The organism is Caldicellulosiruptor changbaiensis, assembly GCF_003999255.1.
GTDB classification, from domain to species: domain Bacteria; phylum Bacillota; class Thermoanaerobacteria; order Caldicellulosiruptorales; family Caldicellulosiruptoraceae; genus Caldicellulosiruptor; species Caldicellulosiruptor changbaiensis.
In genome coordinates this window covers 1635438-1652345 of sequence record NZ_CP034791.1, presented here as the reverse complement: position 1 = coordinate 1652345, position 16908 = coordinate 1635438, and the positions used below count along the sequence as shown (strand labels likewise).

At 36.3% G+C, this 16908-nt stretch carries 17 protein-coding genes and 1 pseudogene; 17 read left to right on the top strand and 1 reads right to left on the bottom strand.

Annotated features, from left to right (window positions below; all coding sequences use genetic code 11):
- The first annotated feature begins 21 nt into the window (after positions 1–21).
- Genes ELD05_RS08170 through ELD05_RS08140 form a run of 7 tightly spaced genes read left to right on the top strand, consistent with a single transcriptional unit; the run spans position 22 to position 6952 of the window.
- Positions 22–912 carry a 4Fe-4S binding protein gene (locus ELD05_RS08170; RefSeq protein ID WP_127352038.1) on the top strand — a complete coding sequence of 297 codons (891 nt, stop codon included), beginning with the start codon at positions 22–24 and terminating at the stop codon, positions 910–912.
- Positions 905–1153, top strand: a complete 249-nt coding sequence (locus ELD05_RS08165) for a sulfurtransferase TusA family protein (protein WP_127352037.1) — start codon at positions 905–907, stop codon at positions 1151–1153. The genes ELD05_RS08170 and ELD05_RS08165 overlap by 8 nt, the downstream gene beginning before the upstream one ends.
- A complete protein-coding gene (locus ELD05_RS08160; RefSeq protein WP_127352036.1) occupies positions 1150–2379 on the top strand; it encodes an O-acetylhomoserine aminocarboxypropyltransferase/cysteine synthase family protein in 1230 nt (409 codons plus the stop codon). The genes ELD05_RS08165 and ELD05_RS08160 overlap by 4 nt, the downstream gene beginning before the upstream one ends.
- Positions 2380–2421: 42 nt before the next feature.
- Positions 2422–4113 (top strand): adenylyl-sulfate reductase subunit alpha, encoded by a 1692-nt coding sequence (locus ELD05_RS08155; protein WP_127352035.1) that lies wholly within the window; start codon positions 2422–2424, stop codon positions 4111–4113.
- A complete protein-coding gene (locus ELD05_RS08150) occupies positions 4097–4414 on the top strand; it encodes a 4Fe-4S dicluster domain-containing protein (RefSeq protein WP_013430461.1) in 318 nt (105 codons plus the stop codon). Before ELD05_RS08155 ends, ELD05_RS08150 begins: the two co-directional genes overlap by 17 nt.
- A 14-nt stretch (positions 4415–4428) precedes the next feature.
- Positions 4429–5229: a sulfate adenylyltransferase subunit CysD gene (cysD, locus tag ELD05_RS08145; protein ID WP_127352034.1), complete on the top strand. Its 801-nt coding sequence runs from the start codon at positions 4429–4431 to the stop codon at positions 5227–5229.
- Between the two features lie 28 nt (positions 5230–5257).
- Entirely contained in the window at positions 5258–6952 is a 1695-nt protein-coding gene (locus ELD05_RS08140; protein WP_127352033.1) for a sulfate adenylyltransferase subunit 1, read from the top strand.
- Between the two features lie 61 nt (positions 6953–7013).
- On the opposite strand, the gene ELD05_RS08135 is transcribed toward ELD05_RS08140, so the two are convergent.
- Positions 7014–7898 carry a selenium metabolism-associated LysR family transcriptional regulator gene (locus ELD05_RS08135; RefSeq protein ID WP_127352032.1) on the bottom strand — a complete coding sequence of 295 codons (885 nt, stop codon included), beginning with the start codon at positions 7896–7898 and terminating at the stop codon, positions 7014–7016.
- 301 nt (positions 7899–8199) lie between these two features.
- On the opposite strand from ELD05_RS08135, the gene asrA reads away from it, so the two are divergent.
- The 10 genes and pseudogenes from asrA to hemC all read left to right on the top strand — a co-directional run bounded on the left by asrA (position 8200) and on the right by hemC (position 16891).
- Entirely contained in the window at positions 8200–9273 is a 1074-nt protein-coding gene (gene asrA, locus ELD05_RS08130; protein ID WP_127352031.1) for an anaerobic sulfite reductase subunit AsrA, read from the top strand.
- Positions 9274–10065, top strand: coding sequence for an anaerobic sulfite reductase subunit AsrB (gene asrB / locus ELD05_RS08125; protein WP_127352030.1), 792 nt, complete (start codon positions 9274–9276; stop codon positions 10063–10065).
- A gap of 18 nt (positions 10066–10083) precedes the next feature.
- Positions 10084–11098: pseudogene (asrC, locus tag ELD05_RS08120) on the top strand (sulfite reductase subunit C).
- A gap of 121 nt (positions 11099–11219) precedes the next feature.
- Positions 11220–12152: a nitrite/sulfite reductase domain-containing protein gene (locus ELD05_RS08115; protein WP_127352029.1), complete on the top strand. Its 933-nt coding sequence runs from the start codon at positions 11220–11222 to the stop codon at positions 12150–12152.
- A gap of 80 nt (positions 12153–12232) precedes the next feature.
- Positions 12233–12619: a DsrE family protein gene (locus tag ELD05_RS08110; protein WP_127352028.1), complete on the top strand. Its 387-nt coding sequence runs from the start codon at positions 12233–12235 to the stop codon at positions 12617–12619.
- A 43-nt stretch (positions 12620–12662) separates the two neighbouring features.
- The gene (locus ELD05_RS08105; RefSeq protein ID WP_127352027.1) at positions 12663–13424 is read left to right on the top strand and encodes a TatD family hydrolase; all 762 of its coding nucleotides are present in this window, start codon (positions 12663–12665) and stop codon (positions 13422–13424) included.
- 42 nt (positions 13425–13466) lie between these two features.
- Positions 13467–13793 carry a DUF2250 domain-containing protein gene (locus ELD05_RS08100; protein ID WP_013403416.1) on the top strand — a complete coding sequence of 109 codons (327 nt, stop codon included), beginning with the start codon at positions 13467–13469 and terminating at the stop codon, positions 13791–13793.
- Between the two features lie 405 nt (positions 13794–14198).
- Positions 14199–15383, top strand: a complete 1185-nt coding sequence (hemA, locus tag ELD05_RS08095; RefSeq protein WP_127352026.1) for a glutamyl-tRNA reductase — start codon at positions 14199–14201, stop codon at positions 15381–15383.
- The gene (locus ELD05_RS08090) at positions 15347–16000 is read left to right on the top strand and encodes an NAD(P)-dependent oxidoreductase (RefSeq protein WP_127352025.1); all 654 of its coding nucleotides are present in this window, start codon (positions 15347–15349) and stop codon (positions 15998–16000) included. The genes hemA and ELD05_RS08090 overlap by 37 nt, the downstream gene beginning before the upstream one ends.
- Before the next feature lie 18 nt (positions 16001–16018).
- Positions 16019–16891, top strand: coding sequence for a hydroxymethylbilane synthase (hemC, locus tag ELD05_RS08085; protein ID WP_127352024.1), 873 nt, complete (start codon positions 16019–16021; stop codon positions 16889–16891).
- Positions 16892–16908 lie beyond the last annotated feature (17 nt).

The window sequence follows — 16908 nt, the reverse complement described above, 5'->3', positions numbered from 1 at the left end:
AAGATTAGGGGGTAATTTGAGGTGAAAGAGATAAATTACAGTGAGCTAAAAAAAGGGGGGTTTATGCGACAGGTCCAAAAAGGTTATTTTTCTATGAGGCTAAGAGTAGTTGGCGGGAGACTAAGTGCCGAACAATTAAAAAAAATATACGAGGTTGCAAACAAATATGGTAGAGGATATGTACACCTGACTGCACGACAGGGAGTAGAAATACCATTTATCAAACTGGAGGATATAGAGGCGGTTAAAAAAGAGTTATCAGAAGCAGGACTTGAGCCTGGTGCATGCGGACCAAGAGTAAGGACAATTACTGCTTGCCAAGGCAGTAGCATTTGCCCAAACGGAATTATAGACACAACAGAGCTTGCAAACGAGTGTGACAAGAGATATTATGCTCAAGAACTTCCACACAAATTTAAAATCGGAATAACAGGTTGTGGTAATAATTGCCTTAAAGCTGAAGAAAATGATTTAGGTATAAAAGGAGCAGTAAAACCTGAGTGGGAAAAGAGCAGCTGCACGTTTTGCGGACTTTGCCAGGCTGTATGTCCAACAAAGGCAATACAAATAGATGAGAAGAATAAAGAGATTACCATAGATAGAGACAAGTGCACCTATTGTGGAAGGTGTGTAAAGTCGTGTCCAACTAATTCGTGGAAAGGCAAGCCTGGCTATCTTCTCCATTTTGGTGGTATGTTTGGAAACAATATAGCGCTTGGAAAACAGATTTTGCCGATCCTATTTTCAAAAGAGGATGTTCACAAGGTCATTCAAGCTACACTTGAGTTTTACAAAAAATATGGCAAACAAGGCGAGAGGTTTAGAAATACCATAGAGAGAGTTGGATGGGATATATTCAAAAAAGAGTTAGAAAAAGCAATAGAAAATAAAAGGGGTGATTTTAATGAGTGAAATCAAAGCTGATGTTTTTTTGGATATTACAAATCTTGTGTGTCCAATGACGTTTGTAAAGGCAAAAGCCACAATGGAGGACATGGAGGTAGGACAAATCATAGAGATAAGAATGAACGAGGGTGAGCCTATTCAAAATGTCCCGAGAAGTTTAAAAGAAGAAGGTCATGAGATTTTAAAAGTGATAAATAACAACGATGGGACATATACAGTATTTGTAAAAAAGGGTGGACAAGAATGAGATTTAATACTTCTTTGATTCACGGAAATATTGGTCCAAAGGAAGAAAGGGGTTCAACAAATATTCCAATATACCTGTGTAATTCTTTCCAATACGAAACTGCACACGAACTGGAAGAAGTTTTTTCTGGCAAAAAGCCAGGTTTTGTATATACAAGGATTAATAATCCTACAGTTGAGGCATTTGAGAGGAGAATAGCATTTTTAGAAGAAGGCATTGCTGCTGTTGCCGCATCGTCTGGCATGGCAGCAATTGCCTTAGCAATATTGAATTTGGTGAAAAGTGGAGATGAAATCGTCTCAGCAAGCGGCATTTTTGGTGGCACATATTCATTGTTCAAATCATTTGAGAATTTTGGTATCAAAACAAGATTTGCAGAGGACAGTAGCGTTGAAAGCTTTGAAAAGTATATAACAGATAAAACTAAAGTAATTTTTATAGAAACGGTAGGAAATCCAAAACTTGATGTTCCAAATATCAGGCAAATAGCTGATCTTGCACATGAGCATGGTATTGCACTTGTTGTTGATAGCACTGTCACAACACCGTATCTTGTAAAACCCATAAAACTTGGTGCTGATGTAGTGGTTCATTCTACATCAAAGTTTATAAATGGAAGCGGCAGCTGTATTGGCGGAATTATAGTCGCAAGCGGCAACATGAAAATTGATTATGATAGGTATCCGCTTATTAAGGAATACAAAAAGTATGGTGAATTTGCGTACATTGCACGACTTCGAAATAATTTGCTTAAAGATTTTGGTGCCTGTATATCGCCTTTTAATGCATTTTTAAATACAATCGGGCTTGAAACTCTTGGTGTTCGTATGCAAAAGATTTGCGAAAATGCTCTTAGTCTTGCCAGGGCCCTAAAGGAAAATAAAAAGGTAGTTTCAGTAAATTATCCTGGGCTTGAGGAAAGTATATATTATCAGCTTGCAACAGAACAGTTTGGAGGCAAATATGGAGCAATTTTAACAATACGGGTTGGAACCAAGGAAAATGCATTTAAAGTGATAGATTCACTAAGGTATGCCGTAAACTCAACCAATATAGGAGATGTAAGGACACTTGTTGTACATCCCGCATCAACTATATATGTAGGTTTTTCTGCTGAAGAAAAAGAAGCTATGGGTGTTTATGAAGATATGATAAGAATATGTGTTGGCCTTGAGGATGTAGAAGACATAATAGAAGATTTTTACCAGGCACTTGAAAAGATTTAAAAGGGCATGCCTCCCAAAACTAAAGAAGGGTGATAAAGTAAGATGAACTTTGAAGTGAAGATGCTCAAAACCGACATACTCATAATTGGTGGTGGAACAGCTGGGTGTTTTGCTGCCATAGCAATTGCTGAAAAAGCGCCAAACGTTAGTGTTTTAATTGTAGAAAAGGCAAACATTAAGCGAAGCGGATGCCTTGCTGCAGGTGTCAATGCTCTGAATGCCTATATCACAGAAGGAGAAACTCCCGAGACGTACCTGCAGTATGTCAAGGAAGATTACGAAAATATCGTAAGAGAAGATTTGGTATACACTATGGTCTTGAGATTAAATGAGGTTACAAAGAAGATTGAATATATGGGTCTTGTCATCTTAAAAGATTCAAATGGAAAATATTTAGCAAGAGGTAAAAGAAACATAAAAATAAACGGCGAAAATATAAAACCAATTTTAGCAAAAGCAGTTGAGAGTAAAGAAAATGTTAAAGTGCTAAATCATGTGAATATCATTGATTACATCGTCAAAGACAGTAAAGTAATAGGGGCATATGGATTCTCTATAAATAGCAATGTTTTCTACATTATCATCGCCAAAGCAGTGATTTGTGCAACAGGTGGTGCTGCAGGGCTCTACAGGCCTAACAACCCTGGATTTTCAAGACACAAGATGTGGTATCCACCTTTTAATGTAGGTTCAGGATATGCAATGGGAATCAGAGCAGGTTGCGAGATGACAAGTTATGAAGTTAGATTTATAGCTCTTCGCTGCAAGGATACTTTAGCGCCAACAGGAACAATAGCTCAAGAGGTAAAAGCTGAGTTTATCAATTCAAAAGGTGAGTACTATGAAAAAAGATATGGAAGACCTACCACATACAACAGAGTATTTTCAACAGTTGAGGAAATGAAAGCAGGCCGAGGTCCGTGTTATTTAAAAACAGTAGGGATTTCTAAAGAGGACGAGCAGAGGCTAATAAAAGCATATCTTCACATGGCACCATCGCAGACACTTAAGTGGATCGACAGTGGCAAAGGGCCGTCGGTTGAGAATGTCGAAATTGAAGGCTCAGAACCATACATCGTTGGTGGTCATTCAGCAAGTGGTTATTGGGTAGATACAGAAAGACAAACAACCTTAAAAGGCTTGTTTGCAGCAGGCGATGTTGTTGGAGGATGTCCTCACAAGTATGTAACAGGCTGCTTTGCAGAGGCTGAAATAGCTGCAAATTCTGCATTGGAGTATATAAAAGATAAAGAGTTTGAAACCTTAGATATATCCTCAATAGAGCAAAAACTCAATGAGGTGCAGAGATTTTTCAACAATACTTCTTCTTTGTACACCACAGAAGAATTAGAAGAAGCAATGCAAAAAGTAATGGATGTTTATGCTGGTGGGATTTCGACAGGTTATGCGTACAATCTAAAAGGGCTACAAATTGCTAAAGAAAGAATAGAAGAACTTTTTACACTTGCTCAGAGATTGAGAGCCGAAGATACTTACCAGCTTATGAAAATTTATGAGTTTATTGACAGACTCTATGTTTGCAAAGTTTTGCTACATCATTTAGAAGCAAGGAAAGAAACAAGATGGAGAGCATTCCAAGAATTTGTTGATTATCCTTATAAGGACGATGAGAACTTTTTGAAGTATGTGAATTCCCGATTTGAAGACGGCCAAGTCAAGATAATCTTTAGAAGCTTAGTAAAAAAGGATGAGGTATATGAGCATAAGGATTGACAGACAAAGATGTATTGGATGTGGAAAATGTGCTGAAATTTGTCCAGGCAATTTAATTGTGATAGATGAAGATAAGAAAGCATTTATCAGAGACCCACGTGATTGCTGGGGCTGTGCTGCATGTGTAAAAGAGTGTAAATTTTCTGCAATCAGATATTTTTTAGGTGCAGAAATTGGGGGAAATGGAACAACTATGTATGTAGAAAAAGAAAATGATGAGATTATGTACTGGTACTTTGAAAAACCCAGCGGCGAAAAAGAAATGATTGTACAGAATCTCAAAGATAACACCACATATTAGGAGGGAAGAATAAAATGGATCACTTAGATAGATTAGAAGCAGAAAGCATATACATTTTGAGAGAGGCTTATAGCAAATTTAGCAAGATAGCAATGCTATGGTCAATAGGAAAAGATTCGACAGTCCTTTTGTGGCTCACTAAAAAAGCGTTTTTCGGACATTGCCCGTTCCCACTGATTCATATAGATACAACCTACAAAATTCCGGAAATGATAAAGTACAGGGATAAATTAGCAAAAGAATACAACCTTGATTTAATTGTCCACATAAATGAAGAAGCCATAAAACAAGGGATGGGGCCTGAGAAGGGAAGACTTGTTTGCTGCAAAGCACTAAAGACTGATGCACTTCAGCAGGTGATTAATAAATACAAATTTGAAGCTTTGATACTTGGCATAAGAAGAGACGAAGAAGGTTCAAGGTCAAAAGAGAGGTTCTTTAGCTTAAGAAACGAAGATTCAGAATGGGACTATACAAATCAACCACCTGAGTTTTGGAACCAGTTTAATACAGATTTTCCTAAAGGAAGCCATGTGAGAGTTCATCCTTTGCTTAGCTGGACAGAAATTGATATTTGGATGTACATCAAACGTGAAAACATCCCAGTTATTGATTTGTACTTTGCCAAAAATGGGAAAAGATACAGAAGCCTTGGTTGTGCACCGTGCACATTCCCTGTTGAGTCAAACGCAACAACAATTGATGAGATAATTGAAGAGCTAAAAAACACCAAGGTAAACGAAAGAGCAGGACGAGCTCAAGACCAAGAAGATGCGTATGCAATGCAAAAACTGAGAAAAGAAGGATACATGTAATGCTATGTACAAGGAGGTATTTGAAGTTATGATAGCAAGAGAATTGCTCAAGATTGTAGTAGTAGGTCATGTTGATCATGGTAAATCTACAATCATAGGAAGACTTCTTTATGATACCAAATCTGTTCCGGAAGCTGCAATAGAAAGAGTAAAAAGAATAAGTAAAGAAAAGGGCAGACCTTTTGAATATGCTTATCTTTTAGATGCATTAGAAGAAGAACAAAAACAAGGAATTACAATTGATACCACTCAGATAAAATTTTCAACACCAAAAAGAGACTATTTAATTATAGATGCTCCGGGGCACAAGGAATTTCTCAAAAACATGGTTTCAGGTGCTGCAAATGCAGAGGCAGCACTTCTTGTTATTGACGCTGCTGAAGGTGTACAGGAACAGTCAAAAAGACATGCATATATTCTATCACTTTTGGGTATCCAAAAGGTATATGTTATAGTCAATAAAATGGACATGATAGAATTTTCAGAGAAAAAGTTCAAAGAAATCAAATACGAAATCTCAACCTTTTTGAGCAAGCTCAACGTATATCCTCAAAAGTACATTCCAGTATCAGGTTTTTTAGGAGATAACATAACAAGAAAGTCTGATAAAATGCCATGGTACAAGGGTGAGACTCTACTTCAGGCTTTGGACCTTTTTGAGAAAGACAAAGAATTGGAAGACAAACCTCTAAGATTTCCTATACAGGATGTGTATAAATTTGACCACAGGAGGATAATTGCTGGCAGACTTGAGTCTGGAAGGCTAAAAGTGGGAGATGAAATAAAAATCCTGCCAGAAGGAAAGGTTAGCAAAGTAAAATCAATTGAGTTTTGGCCAGAAAATAATAAAAAAGATGAAGTAGTGGCAGGAATGTCTATTGGAATTACTATTGAAGATGAGTTCTTTAACAAAAGAGGAGAAGTTATTGTTCACAAAAACGATAATACTTTATATGTTTCAGATACATTCAGGGCAAATCTGTTTTGGCTTGGGAAAAAGAATCTTGTAAGAAACAAAACATATAAGCTAAAGCTTGTTACACAAGAGACAGAATGTGAAATTGTTTCTATAGACAAAGTTATAGATGCGACAACTCTTGAGACAGTAGAAAATGCTCTTGAGGTTCGAACAAACGATGTTGCAGAAGTGACTATAAAAACTAAGGAAAAGATTTGCTTTGATGAATTTAAAGTAAATCCTGCAACAGGTAGGTTTGTTTTAGTAGACGAGTATGATGTCTCTGGCGGTGGCATCATATCAGGCTTAGCTAACCTAAAAGAAGAGGCAACTAAATTTGTAAAAGATGACAAAGAGATGATAGTTCATTGCTTTGATGAATATTATTATTCATTGTCTGAAGGTCTTATTAGAAAACATCCTAAGTACAAAAGAACATTTAAAGTAGGAGATGCTGTTCCTATTGAGGGTGAAACTTATTCTTACCCTGAAAGTTTTGATGTCATTGACATAAATGGTAAACTTGTTGCAAAGATTAGAAAAGGCCAATTAAACGACTTAGTAGATATTGATCAGTATATTTACAGTGGACTTCCGGTTATAACGGCAGATGGATTTTACTTGAAAGTGAACTCAATTGATGAATTTAGGAATTTTAAGAATGAATTAGTTCAATTACAAAAGAACGATAACTTTCTTTTAGCCATGTTTGCTAACAAGTGGTATGATATATCTGCGAATAGAAGTTTCAAATTTACAGCCTAAACACTGTTTTATCCATTAAAGAGAAAAGGAGGTGATAGATTATATTTTTACAATTTCATAACTACTTTGCAATGTAATTGTAAAGATGTTTTATAAACTCTTCGAATAAGTTAGATCTGAACTTGTCCTTATGATAAATAATACTAAACTTTCTTTCAAATCTCATGTTTTCAATATTGATCTTCACAAGTCTACCATCTTTTATTTCCTTTTCCACAGCCAGCCTTGAGATTACCGAAACACCGATATTAGCTTCAACAGCCTTTTTTATTGCCTCGGTACTGTTAAGAACATATTTTATTCTGTACCTTACATTATTTTTTGCCATTGTTTGTTCAAAGACTTCCCTTGTTCCGCTTCCCTTTTCTCGCATGATTATATCCTCATTTTCAATCTCTTCAGGGGAGATACTTCTTTTCTCTGCCCACCTGTGGTTTTTTGAGGATACAAGATACAATTCATCGTCTATATAGGGTATTACAACAATATCCCTTGAGTGTACTGGTCCTTCTACAATACCAAGATCTATAGCATTGTCAAGTATTAGCTTTTCTATTCCTGCTGTGTTGTCAATTGTAAAGTAAACATCTACGCTATATTTTTCTCTGAAATCACCAATTATTTTCGGAAGCAGATAAATTCCTACTGTGGTACTTGCTCCTACATTTAGTCTTCCCATCCTCATGTTTCTCACATCATAAAGGATATTTTCTGCTTCTTTGACAAGATTGAGTATACGCCTTCCGTAGCTGTAAAGTATCTCACCAGTGTATGTGAGGCTAAGCTTTTTGCCTATTCTGTCAAAGAGTTTGATCTGAAATTCTCCTTCTATTTGTGATATAGCCTGGCTTACAGCAGGTTGTGACATATAGAGTTTTTTTGCGGCAGCAGACATACTTTTTAGCTCGCAAACGGTGACAAAAATCTCTATATCTCTAAGGATCATACCTGTCACCTCATATAACTACAATGTTATCAAGAATAATAGTACCATATTGTTTTACTAATAACAAAGGCAAAATGAATATTTTTATTATCTTCTTAACGGATGTAAGTTCTATTTTAGACTTTTATAATGGACATGTAAAGATTGGTAGTTGTAGATATATAAGAAATCATTATTAATGTTATAACCATTTCTTATTGGACTGGGATTTTTACAGGTGTTATACTTATGATAAAGTTAATTATTTGACAAAGTGATTGTAAGTGGCCTTAGGTTAGCACATATTGAAGGGAGAGAGAGCATGAGTTATTGTGTAAGCACTAAAAGAATGAATGAAATTTTAAAAGCATTACAAAAAGACTACAAGATATATGCTCCTGTGCGTTTTGAAAAGCGAGGTCGTTATTCAGACACAGATTTAATTCGATATGCAGAAATTAACTCGATTGAAGATGTAGTCTATGACGAGAAATCACATTTTTCACCAAAAGAAGTAATCTATCCGATTACCCAAGCACTATTCTACTTTACCGAAGATGAATACAGAGAAAGCAAAGTGGATGACAAGAAGATTCTAATATTTGCCCGTTCCTGTGATATAAACGGCTTTAGACGACTTGATACTATCTTTCTCAAAAACGGGGGAACAGAAGATATCTATTACAAGCGTTTAAGAGAAAAAGTAAAGTTTATTTTGATGGAATGCAAAGAAAGTTGGGATAGTTGTTTTTGCGTCTCAATGGGTTCTAACAAAACCGACAACTACAGTTTAGCAGTTAGATTTGATGGGGACAACATATTGGTAGAAGTAAAAGACCATGAATTTATCAATTTATTTGCCAATGAAAGAGAAGTAGAATTTACCCCTGAGTTTGTTACTTCTAATCTAACAAAAGTTAATATCCCTGAAATTGATAGCCAAGAGTTGTTAGAAAAAATTTACAACCTTGACATGTGGGAGAGTTATAATTCAAGATGTATAAGCTGTGGAGCATGCAGCGCAGTGTGCATAACTTGCAGCTGTTTTAACACATTAGATATCATATACAGCGAAAATGGAAGGGTAGGAGAGAGAAGAAGGGTTCAGACAAGCTGTATGCACGAAGATTTCACAACAATGGCGGGGGGTTGGAGCTTTAGAAAAACTGCTGGAGAGCGGATGAGGTTTAGAACTCTGCACAAGATCTACGACTATAAACTTCGCTTTAAAGAGGAGCATATGTGTGTTGGCTGTGGACGTTGTGAGGAAAGATGTCCCAAACTAATATCTTTTTCTTCTACTATTAATCGTTTATATGATGAAGTGGAAAAACTTAAAAAAGGAGAAGTAAGCCGAACAAGAGAACAAGCATCATCAACTGAGGAGGGAAAGTAAATGAGCGAAAATATAATGCTTCCCCACCCACATAAAATAATAGACATTATTCCCGAAACAGAAGACGTATATACCTTTAGAGTAGAAACCAGCGCAAAAGTTAAACATGGACAATTTTTTCAGGTATCTATACCTAAAATTGGAGAAGCTCCTATATCAGTAAGTTGTATGGGTGAAAATTGGGTAGAACTTACTATAAGGAAAGTAGGAAAGCTTACCAATGAAATATTTAATTTAAAACCTGGTGATAAGTTATTTATGCGCGGGCCTTATGGTAATTCATTTCCGATAGAGGAATTTAAGGGCAAACATTTGGTTGTAATTGCCGGTGGTACTGGAGTTGCTCCTGTGAGAAGTTTTTTAAAGTATTTTTACGAAAATCCAGATGAAATAAAATCACTGCACTTTATTGCTGGATTTAGGGATGAAAAGAATATTCTGTTTAGAGAGGATCTAAAAAAATTCAAAACAAAATTTAACACAATTTATACTCTTGATAGAGATAAAATAGAAGGTTTTGAAGTTGGCCTTGTTACCGAACACATTAAGAAAATACCATTCAATTCATTTGAGGACTATAATGTAGTAATCGTAGGACCTCATGTTATGATGCACTTTGCTGCTTTAGAATGTCTAAAAAACGGAGTAACTGAAGAAAAAATTTGGGTATCGTTTGAAAGAAGAATGTCCTGTGGTGTTGGCAAGTGCGGTCATTGTAAAATAAATGAAGTATATGTTTGTTTAGAAGGCCCTGTTTTTAATTATACCAAGGCGAAAAATTTACTGGACTGATGAGAAGGAGGAATTAAAATGGGTTACGATATTGATGTAGAAAAACTTCGTAGAAACTGCTATCGTCAGTCAAAAGTACGAGGCGAATTTATGCTTCAAATGCGTGTTCCTGGTGGTGTAGTAAGTGCTAAATATTTTCCAATGTTTAAATATATAGCAGAAACGTGTGGGAAACGGTGAAATTCACTTAGGAATGAGGCAGACAATTTCAATTCCTGGTATTAAATATGAAAATATAGAGGCAGTTAACAAATATATAAGGTCTTATATTGAGGATATAGAAGTAAAGTTGTGCGGAGTTGAGATGGAAGTTAATGACAATGGATATCCGACCATAGGTGCTCGTAATATAATGGCTTGCATAGGCAATCGTCATTGCATATATGCTAACATTGACACAACAGATCTGGCCAGGAAGATAGAAAAGATTATATTCCCCAGCGATTATCACATAAAGTTAAGTATATCAGGATGTCCTAACGACTGTGGCAAAGCTCACTTTAATGATTTTGGTATAATTGGCATAACTAAGACAGAGTACGATTATGAGCGCTGTATAGGGTGTAAAAAATGTGTGGAAGCATGTGCACGCCATGCAACAGGGGTTTTATCTGTTGAGAAAGGTAAAATTGTCAAAGACAATTGCTGTTGCGTCGGTTGTGGCGAATGTGTACTTGTGTGCCCAACCGGGGCTTGGACCAGGAACCCTAAAAAATTCTACAGGGTGTTGATCGGTGGCAGAACAGGAAAGCAGACACCTCGTATGGGAAAAATCTTTTTAAACTGGGTTACAGAAGATGTGGTTTTGGGAGTACTTAAAAACTGGGAGGCATTTTCTGCTTATGTGTTGAATAATAAGCCTCAATATCTCCACGGCGGACACCTTATTGATAGAGTGGGATATGAGAAATTTAAAGAAATGATATTAAAAGATGTCCAACTAAACCCAGAAGCTATGGTAGCTCAAAGAGTTTTGTGGACAGAAACCGAATATAGATCTAACTTTAACTTAAAACCTGTAAACCAGCGTTAACATTCATCTTCTGAATAATCTAAAACCTATGGGCTACTATAATAGTAGTCCACTCTTTTTTATCATCTTCTGCCCTTTGTTTTAAATATTTTACCAAAATTTTTCAAGGAGGGGAGTAGTTATGGAGAAAAAGTACGTCAATAAAGGGTTTATACAACAGTTAGATGGTAGTTACGCTGTTGTAATCCATCCTGTAAATGGATATCTTGAACCAGAACAGCTGGAGACTATCTGGAGACTGAGCAAACAATACGGAGGTGCGAAGCTTACAGTTACTCAGGCTATAATGATTTTTGGCATAAAGCCAGAGGATTTTGACAAAATAGCTGAAGAGTTAGAGAAAGTTCGCTTGCCTTTGGCTGATATTGGGCCAGTTGTACGAAACGTTAAAGTATGTTCTTGTGAACATTGCAAACGTGTAATTCGCGACGTTACACCTCTGGCGGCGCAAATTAATCAGTGCCTTGCAGGGCTTGCGACACCAAAAAAATTTAAGATTGCTGTAAATGGTTGTCCTAATTCATGCGTTGAGGCACAACTAAATGATTTGGGCATCATTGCAGTCAAAGACGGCTATTGGATTTACCTTGGAGGCAAAGGAGGCCGTCAGCCACAGTTAGGTACTCGGTTAGATGTGGTTATAAAAGAAGAATATCTAATCGACACTGTTAAAAGGATTGTTAATGGCTATATTAAGGTTGCACAAAACGAACGATTAGCTGAAGTTATTAACCGCATGGGGCTTTTGCCATTCCTCAGAATAGCATTGGCATGGAATAGTGAAGGAATCAAGACATGCATAGGTGCGCGCTATTGCAAAAATGGCGTTGGTGATGTCCATGCTATGGCTGAGCGCATAGTATCCTCTGGCAATTTACAAGGAAATATAACTATCAGTGGTTGTGGTAATGCATGTGCTATGGATAAGGAAGCAGATTACAATGTTGTCGTTTTGAAAGATAGAGTATGGGTATATAATAAAAATGGCGAAATGATTGTTATTGATGGGGACCAGTTACCAGAGTATCTTAGAAAAAATGGTATTTTAAAATAAAGCGAAAAAGTAAAGATTTGGAAAGATATTTTTAACATTTCGCATGGGTAACTGAAAAGATGACAGAAAGGAGGGAGTGGATGAACGAATTAAAGGTGCTCTTCCATATCAACGAATCTAGTAGGTGGCAGATGGTGCTCGGAAATATCACCAATCTTTTGAATGATGTTGGGCAAGACAATGCTCACATTGAAGTAGTGATTAATGGTGAGGCAGTTTCTATTTTTAAAGATAAATGTAAGCAAGTAGAAAGTGGTAATTTGTGCAGTGTATCACCTAATTTGTCGCTTTTAGAGCAGATGGAGAAATTATCTAAAGTGGGTGTAAAATTTGTAGCATGCCGAAATGCTCTAAAAGGCCAGTCTATCGATGAAGAGAGCATTCCCGATTTTGTAAGGGTTGTGCCAGCTGGCATAACAGAAATTGTAAGAAAACAGGCAGAAGGGTATGCTTATATCAAGCCTTGATTTATATGTCTTAAATTTAAAATAAGGCAGGTGAATAAGAATGATGAAAGAATTTGTAGATTCTCATGTACATGTTTCATTGCTTCCATTTGAGGGATGGGAAAATATGGCCCTGGCAGGAGTAAAGAAAGTTATTGGCTGCTCGCTATTTTTTGGGGCAAAACATGCCGAAACGCTCTTTGATCATTTCCATCAGATGTTAACTCTTTCTATGAGTATTGCTGCCAAAAATGGTATTAAACTTTACGTTACCATTGGAATTCACCCAATGGGAATACCTGACGATTGGACCAGAGTGATCGACGCTCTTCCAGACTACCTTAAAATGAGTGGTGTAATTGGTCTTGGTGAGATTGGGCTACATGAGGGAAACAAGCGGGAGCAGGAGGTCCTCCATGAGCAATTGAAGATTGCCAAGGAATATGGGGCTGCAGTAATCCTTCATACTCCTCCAGAGAACAGGGTCGAAATTACCAATAAAACAATTGAAATTGCTGCTAAGGTAGGAATAGAACCCCGAAAAGTGATAATAGACCATGCTAATTTAGATATTATTGACTTAATCGAAGACTTTGGTGCTGTGCCCGGTCTTACAATTCGCCAGGATGGTCTTACTCCTCAACTGTTGCTGAATTATCTGGAACGTTTCCAACGAGGTGTACTAAATAGCGATTACAGCAATTTAAGACCTAATGATCCTCTCAGCGTGCCCAAGACAGTACGATACTTAGAATTAAACCAAGCTTATTCAGAACTCATTGGTCGAATTTCACGATACAATGCTGAGGAAGTTTTTGGTATTTGAACGCTCGGCAAGGAGTAAATCCATAATGAAGGAGATGAAAGCATGCCGGTCAAGAATGACCAAGATGAACTTCTTGATTTAACAATCCTTGCCTACCTCAAAAAGCTTGGACCGGAATACGCAAAACTTCTGGCGATACGTCTGGGTTTATCCTTGGAAGAAACCAGAAAGCGACTACAAAGTCTGGAGGAGAGAGGACTTATCAAGCGAGTGGAAAGAAGAATAGTTAAATATTACCATCGTCGACGAAAAAGTGTTAAGCATCGAAATCACACATATTATGAGCTTACCAGAGAAGGAGAACTTTTTTTAAGAGAGGCTAAGAAGAAAATTGATATTAATTTGGACATCGAGTATCCTAAAAGGTAAAGTAACTCCTCTAAAGATTCTCCTCAGAAAATTAAAAACACGGTAGATTTGAAAGAAGCTTAAGCCATCAGGGAGTAACTTCAACATCTTTATATAGTCTACAGCAACTGTGTTTACTCAAGCTTGCTGGTCCCTCAAGAGAATTGCACTAAGATGTGCAACATGATAGAATTTCTCTTGAGGGTAATTTAATATCCAAAAGAATTAAGGTTTTAACCGATGGTGGGGCTGCTGCATTTGGATACAAAAGAAATTAATAGCAATCATATTACAGAGCGCAAAAAAATACCAGAGGTTAATAAAACTGATAGATTGAAAAAAGTAAAATAACTTATAACAAGAATCACATAGGGCTTTTTTAATAAGAACACTTAATAATCCAAAAACCTTCGGAGATGATGTTTTGTGCTATGGGTCTTTGGAATCAATCACAAAGTAGATATTGATATCAGACAAAAGTTTTCTCTGACAAAAACCAAGCTACAAGAAAAGTTGATTAGTTTAAAAAAATTAGCAAATGAAGTCATAATTCTCAGTACCTGCAACAGAACAGAAATCTACTTCTTTTCAGAAGAGTATGTGGACATAGAAAAAATATTCACTGAACTTGACTGGGATAAGAGATATATGCATTTATTTTATATTTACAAAGACAAAGATTGTATAAAACACCTATTTGAAGTTGTATGCGGCTTTGATTCGCTTATAGTTGGAGAAGAACAAATTGTGGCTCAAGTAAAAGAAGCAAAAGAGATTTCAAAGCTGGTGGGCGGTAAAAATCCAGTCCTTGAAAGACTTTTTGAGTTGGCCTTAAAATGTTCAAAGGAGTTTCGGACAAAGTCAAGGTTAAATGAGCATCCCATTACAATTGCATCAGTTGTTGGAAGAGTTATAAAGGAGTCAAATATCAAAAAAATTGCTATCATTGGACTAGGAAATATTGGATTTTTATTTTGCAACTACTTTAAAAATTCAGATGTCGACAAAGTGTTTTTGATAGGACGAAAAAATGAAAAAATTGACCAATTCGTTAAGCTAAATCCTGAAAAGTTTAGGTATTATGATAAAAAGGAGGCAATCTTAGAAGCCCAATGTCTAATATGTTCAACATCTGCCCCACATCCAGTTGTCCACAAAGATGATATACCAGAGGGAAAAAGTTTACTCATATTTGACCTTGCTGTGCCAAGAGATGTGGATGTTGAGGTGTATAAACTTCCGAACGTTAAAGTGATTGATATAGACCAAGTCCATAAAATGGATGCTATCTCCAGAGAAATTAGAATTTCCAAAATGCAAGAAAATTATAATATAATTGAGAAATATATTGATGAATTCATTGAATGGCTTGGATTTAGACAGTACAGAAACTTGATTATGGAGATGAAAAGACACGCAGAGCAGCTGTGCAAAGCACAGGTGAAGTATATAAAGAATGTTGATAGCAGAGAAAGAGAAGAGGTTGAAAGGCTTTTGATAAGGATGGCAAATTTATATATTGACAGGGCAATTGAGGTTTTAAGAGAGGCACACAAAGAGGGAAGTGGTGAAATTTGCTCAAACCTGATAAAGAGGATATTCTTGAAATAGATTCAGGCTTTGAAAATCTCATGCATATTGGACTTGTAGCAAATAACATTAAGGTGGGGGTTATAGGAGCAGGGAAAGCTTCTTTGATAAAAACCAAAACATTTCTAAAAGCTGGTTGCGAGGTTGAAGTTTTGTCGCCAAGGTTTGATAAAGGCTTTAGAAGGTTGAGATGTGAATGTCTTAATCTTAAGAAGGGAAAGTTTCACAAAAGTTTTTTAAAGGATAAACACATAATTGTGATTGGAGTGTCAAACAAAAAACTTGAAAAAAGAATTATTTGGCACTGCAAAAGACTGAATAAACTATATCTGGTGTGTTCAGATTATAAGCTTGGAAACTTAAGGCTTGGTGCCCAAAAAAGAACTGATGAATTTGTTTTTAGCTTGTCAATAAATAGGGGAAATCCGAAACTTTCAAAATATCTTACACAGAAAGTTCTCAATTTTCTTCAGAGTTTTACCATCTTCTGCAAATGGGCAACTGATTTAAGAGAAAAATTAAAGCATCATCCGCAAAAAGACCAAATATTGGAATTTGTCTGTTCAGATGACTTTTATTATTTTTTCAAAAAAGGATATGCAAATAAAGTTATAAAGTTATTTTATGAAGATGTTTAAAATTTTGAGGTGAAAAAAGTGAAAAAATTAAGAATTGGCGCAAGGGACAGCAGACTCAGCAGAATTCAAGTTGATATTGTGGCAAGAAAAATCAAGCAAACCTTAGGTATTGAATGTGAATTTGTTCCTATAAAGACAAAAGGAGATATTGATAAGACAAAAAGCCTAAAAGATTTTAAAAGCCCCGGTGTATTTGTAAAGGAGATTGAACTTGCACTTTTATCAAGGGAAATAGACTTAGCTGTCCACAGCTTAAAGGACCTGCCTTGTGAAATGGATAGTAATTTTGAGATTATTGCAGTTGTTGAAAGAGAGGACCCCAGAGATGTGCTTGTGTCAAAAGATGGTGTGGGATTCTATCAGCTAAAACCAAACGCAAAAGTTGGAACAAGCAGTTTGAGAAGGGAGGTACATTTAAAAAATTTAAGAGATGATATACAGGTTGTTAACATAAGAGGAAATATAGAAACGCGACTTTCAAAGATTGAGTCAGAAGGGCTTGATGGAGTTGTGCTTGCTTATGCTGCATTAAAACGATTAAACTTAGATTCTTATGTAAGTTATATTTTTGATGTAAATGAAATTACACCTTGTCCTGGTCAGGGGGCAATATGCATTGAGTGCCTTAAAGATAGTCCCTATAAAAGCATCTTAAGTAAAATAAACGATACTGATGCATATATCCAAACCCAGTTTGAAAGGCTTGTTTTGAAGTTTTTGGGAGGAGGGTGTCATTCATCGATTGGTGTTTTTTGCAAAACAGACCAGGACAAAATTTATGCATTTGCTTCTCTTTTAAGAGGTGATAAATTAGTAAAAGCAAGTATTGAGGGTGACAAAGCTGACTTTTTGTCTCTTGCAAATAAGCTAAGTAATATGCTCAAAAGTTAGCTTTTTGTTCCCATATG

What these genes read in the sequence shown, in the direction of transcription:
- ELD05_RS08150 (WP_013430461.1), top strand. Translation starts at nt 4,097, where the DNA reads ATGAGCATAAGGATTGACAGACAAAGATGTATTGGATGTGGAAAATGT.
- ELD05_RS08115 (WP_127352029.1), top strand. Translation starts at nt 11,220, where the DNA reads ATGGAGAAAAAGTACGTCAATAAAGGGTTTATACAACAGTTAGATGGT.
- ELD05_RS08140 (WP_127352033.1), top strand. Translation starts at nt 5,258, where the DNA reads ATGATAGCAAGAGAATTGCTCAAGATTGTAGTAGTAGGTCATGTTGAT.
- asrB (WP_127352030.1), top strand. Translation starts at nt 9,274, where the DNA reads ATGAGCGAAAATATAATGCTTCCCCACCCACATAAAATAATAGACATT.
- ELD05_RS08155 (WP_127352035.1), top strand. Translation starts at nt 2,422, where the DNA reads ATGAACTTTGAAGTGAAGATGCTCAAAACCGACATACTCATAATTGGT.
- ELD05_RS08110 (WP_127352028.1), top strand. Translation starts at nt 12,233, where the DNA reads ATGAACGAATTAAAGGTGCTCTTCCATATCAACGAATCTAGTAGGTGG.
- ELD05_RS08135 (WP_127352032.1), bottom strand. Translation starts at nt 7,898, where the DNA reads ATGATCCTTAGAGATATAGAGATTTTTGTCACCGTTTGCGAGCTAAAA.
- asrA (WP_127352031.1), top strand. Translation starts at nt 8,200, where the DNA reads ATGAGTTATTGTGTAAGCACTAAAAGAATGAATGAAATTTTAAAAGCA.
- ELD05_RS08105 (WP_127352027.1), top strand. Translation starts at nt 12,663, where the DNA reads ATGAAAGAATTTGTAGATTCTCATGTACATGTTTCATTGCTTCCATTT.
- ELD05_RS08160 (WP_127352036.1), top strand. Translation starts at nt 1,150, where the DNA reads ATGAGATTTAATACTTCTTTGATTCACGGAAATATTGGTCCAAAGGAA.
- ELD05_RS08100 (WP_013403416.1), top strand. Translation starts at nt 13,467, where the DNA reads ATGCCGGTCAAGAATGACCAAGATGAACTTCTTGATTTAACAATCCTT.
- ELD05_RS08165 (WP_127352037.1), top strand. Translation starts at nt 905, where the DNA reads ATGAGTGAAATCAAAGCTGATGTTTTTTTGGATATTACAAATCTTGTG.
- cysD (WP_127352034.1), top strand. Translation starts at nt 4,429, where the DNA reads ATGGATCACTTAGATAGATTAGAAGCAGAAAGCATATACATTTTGAGA.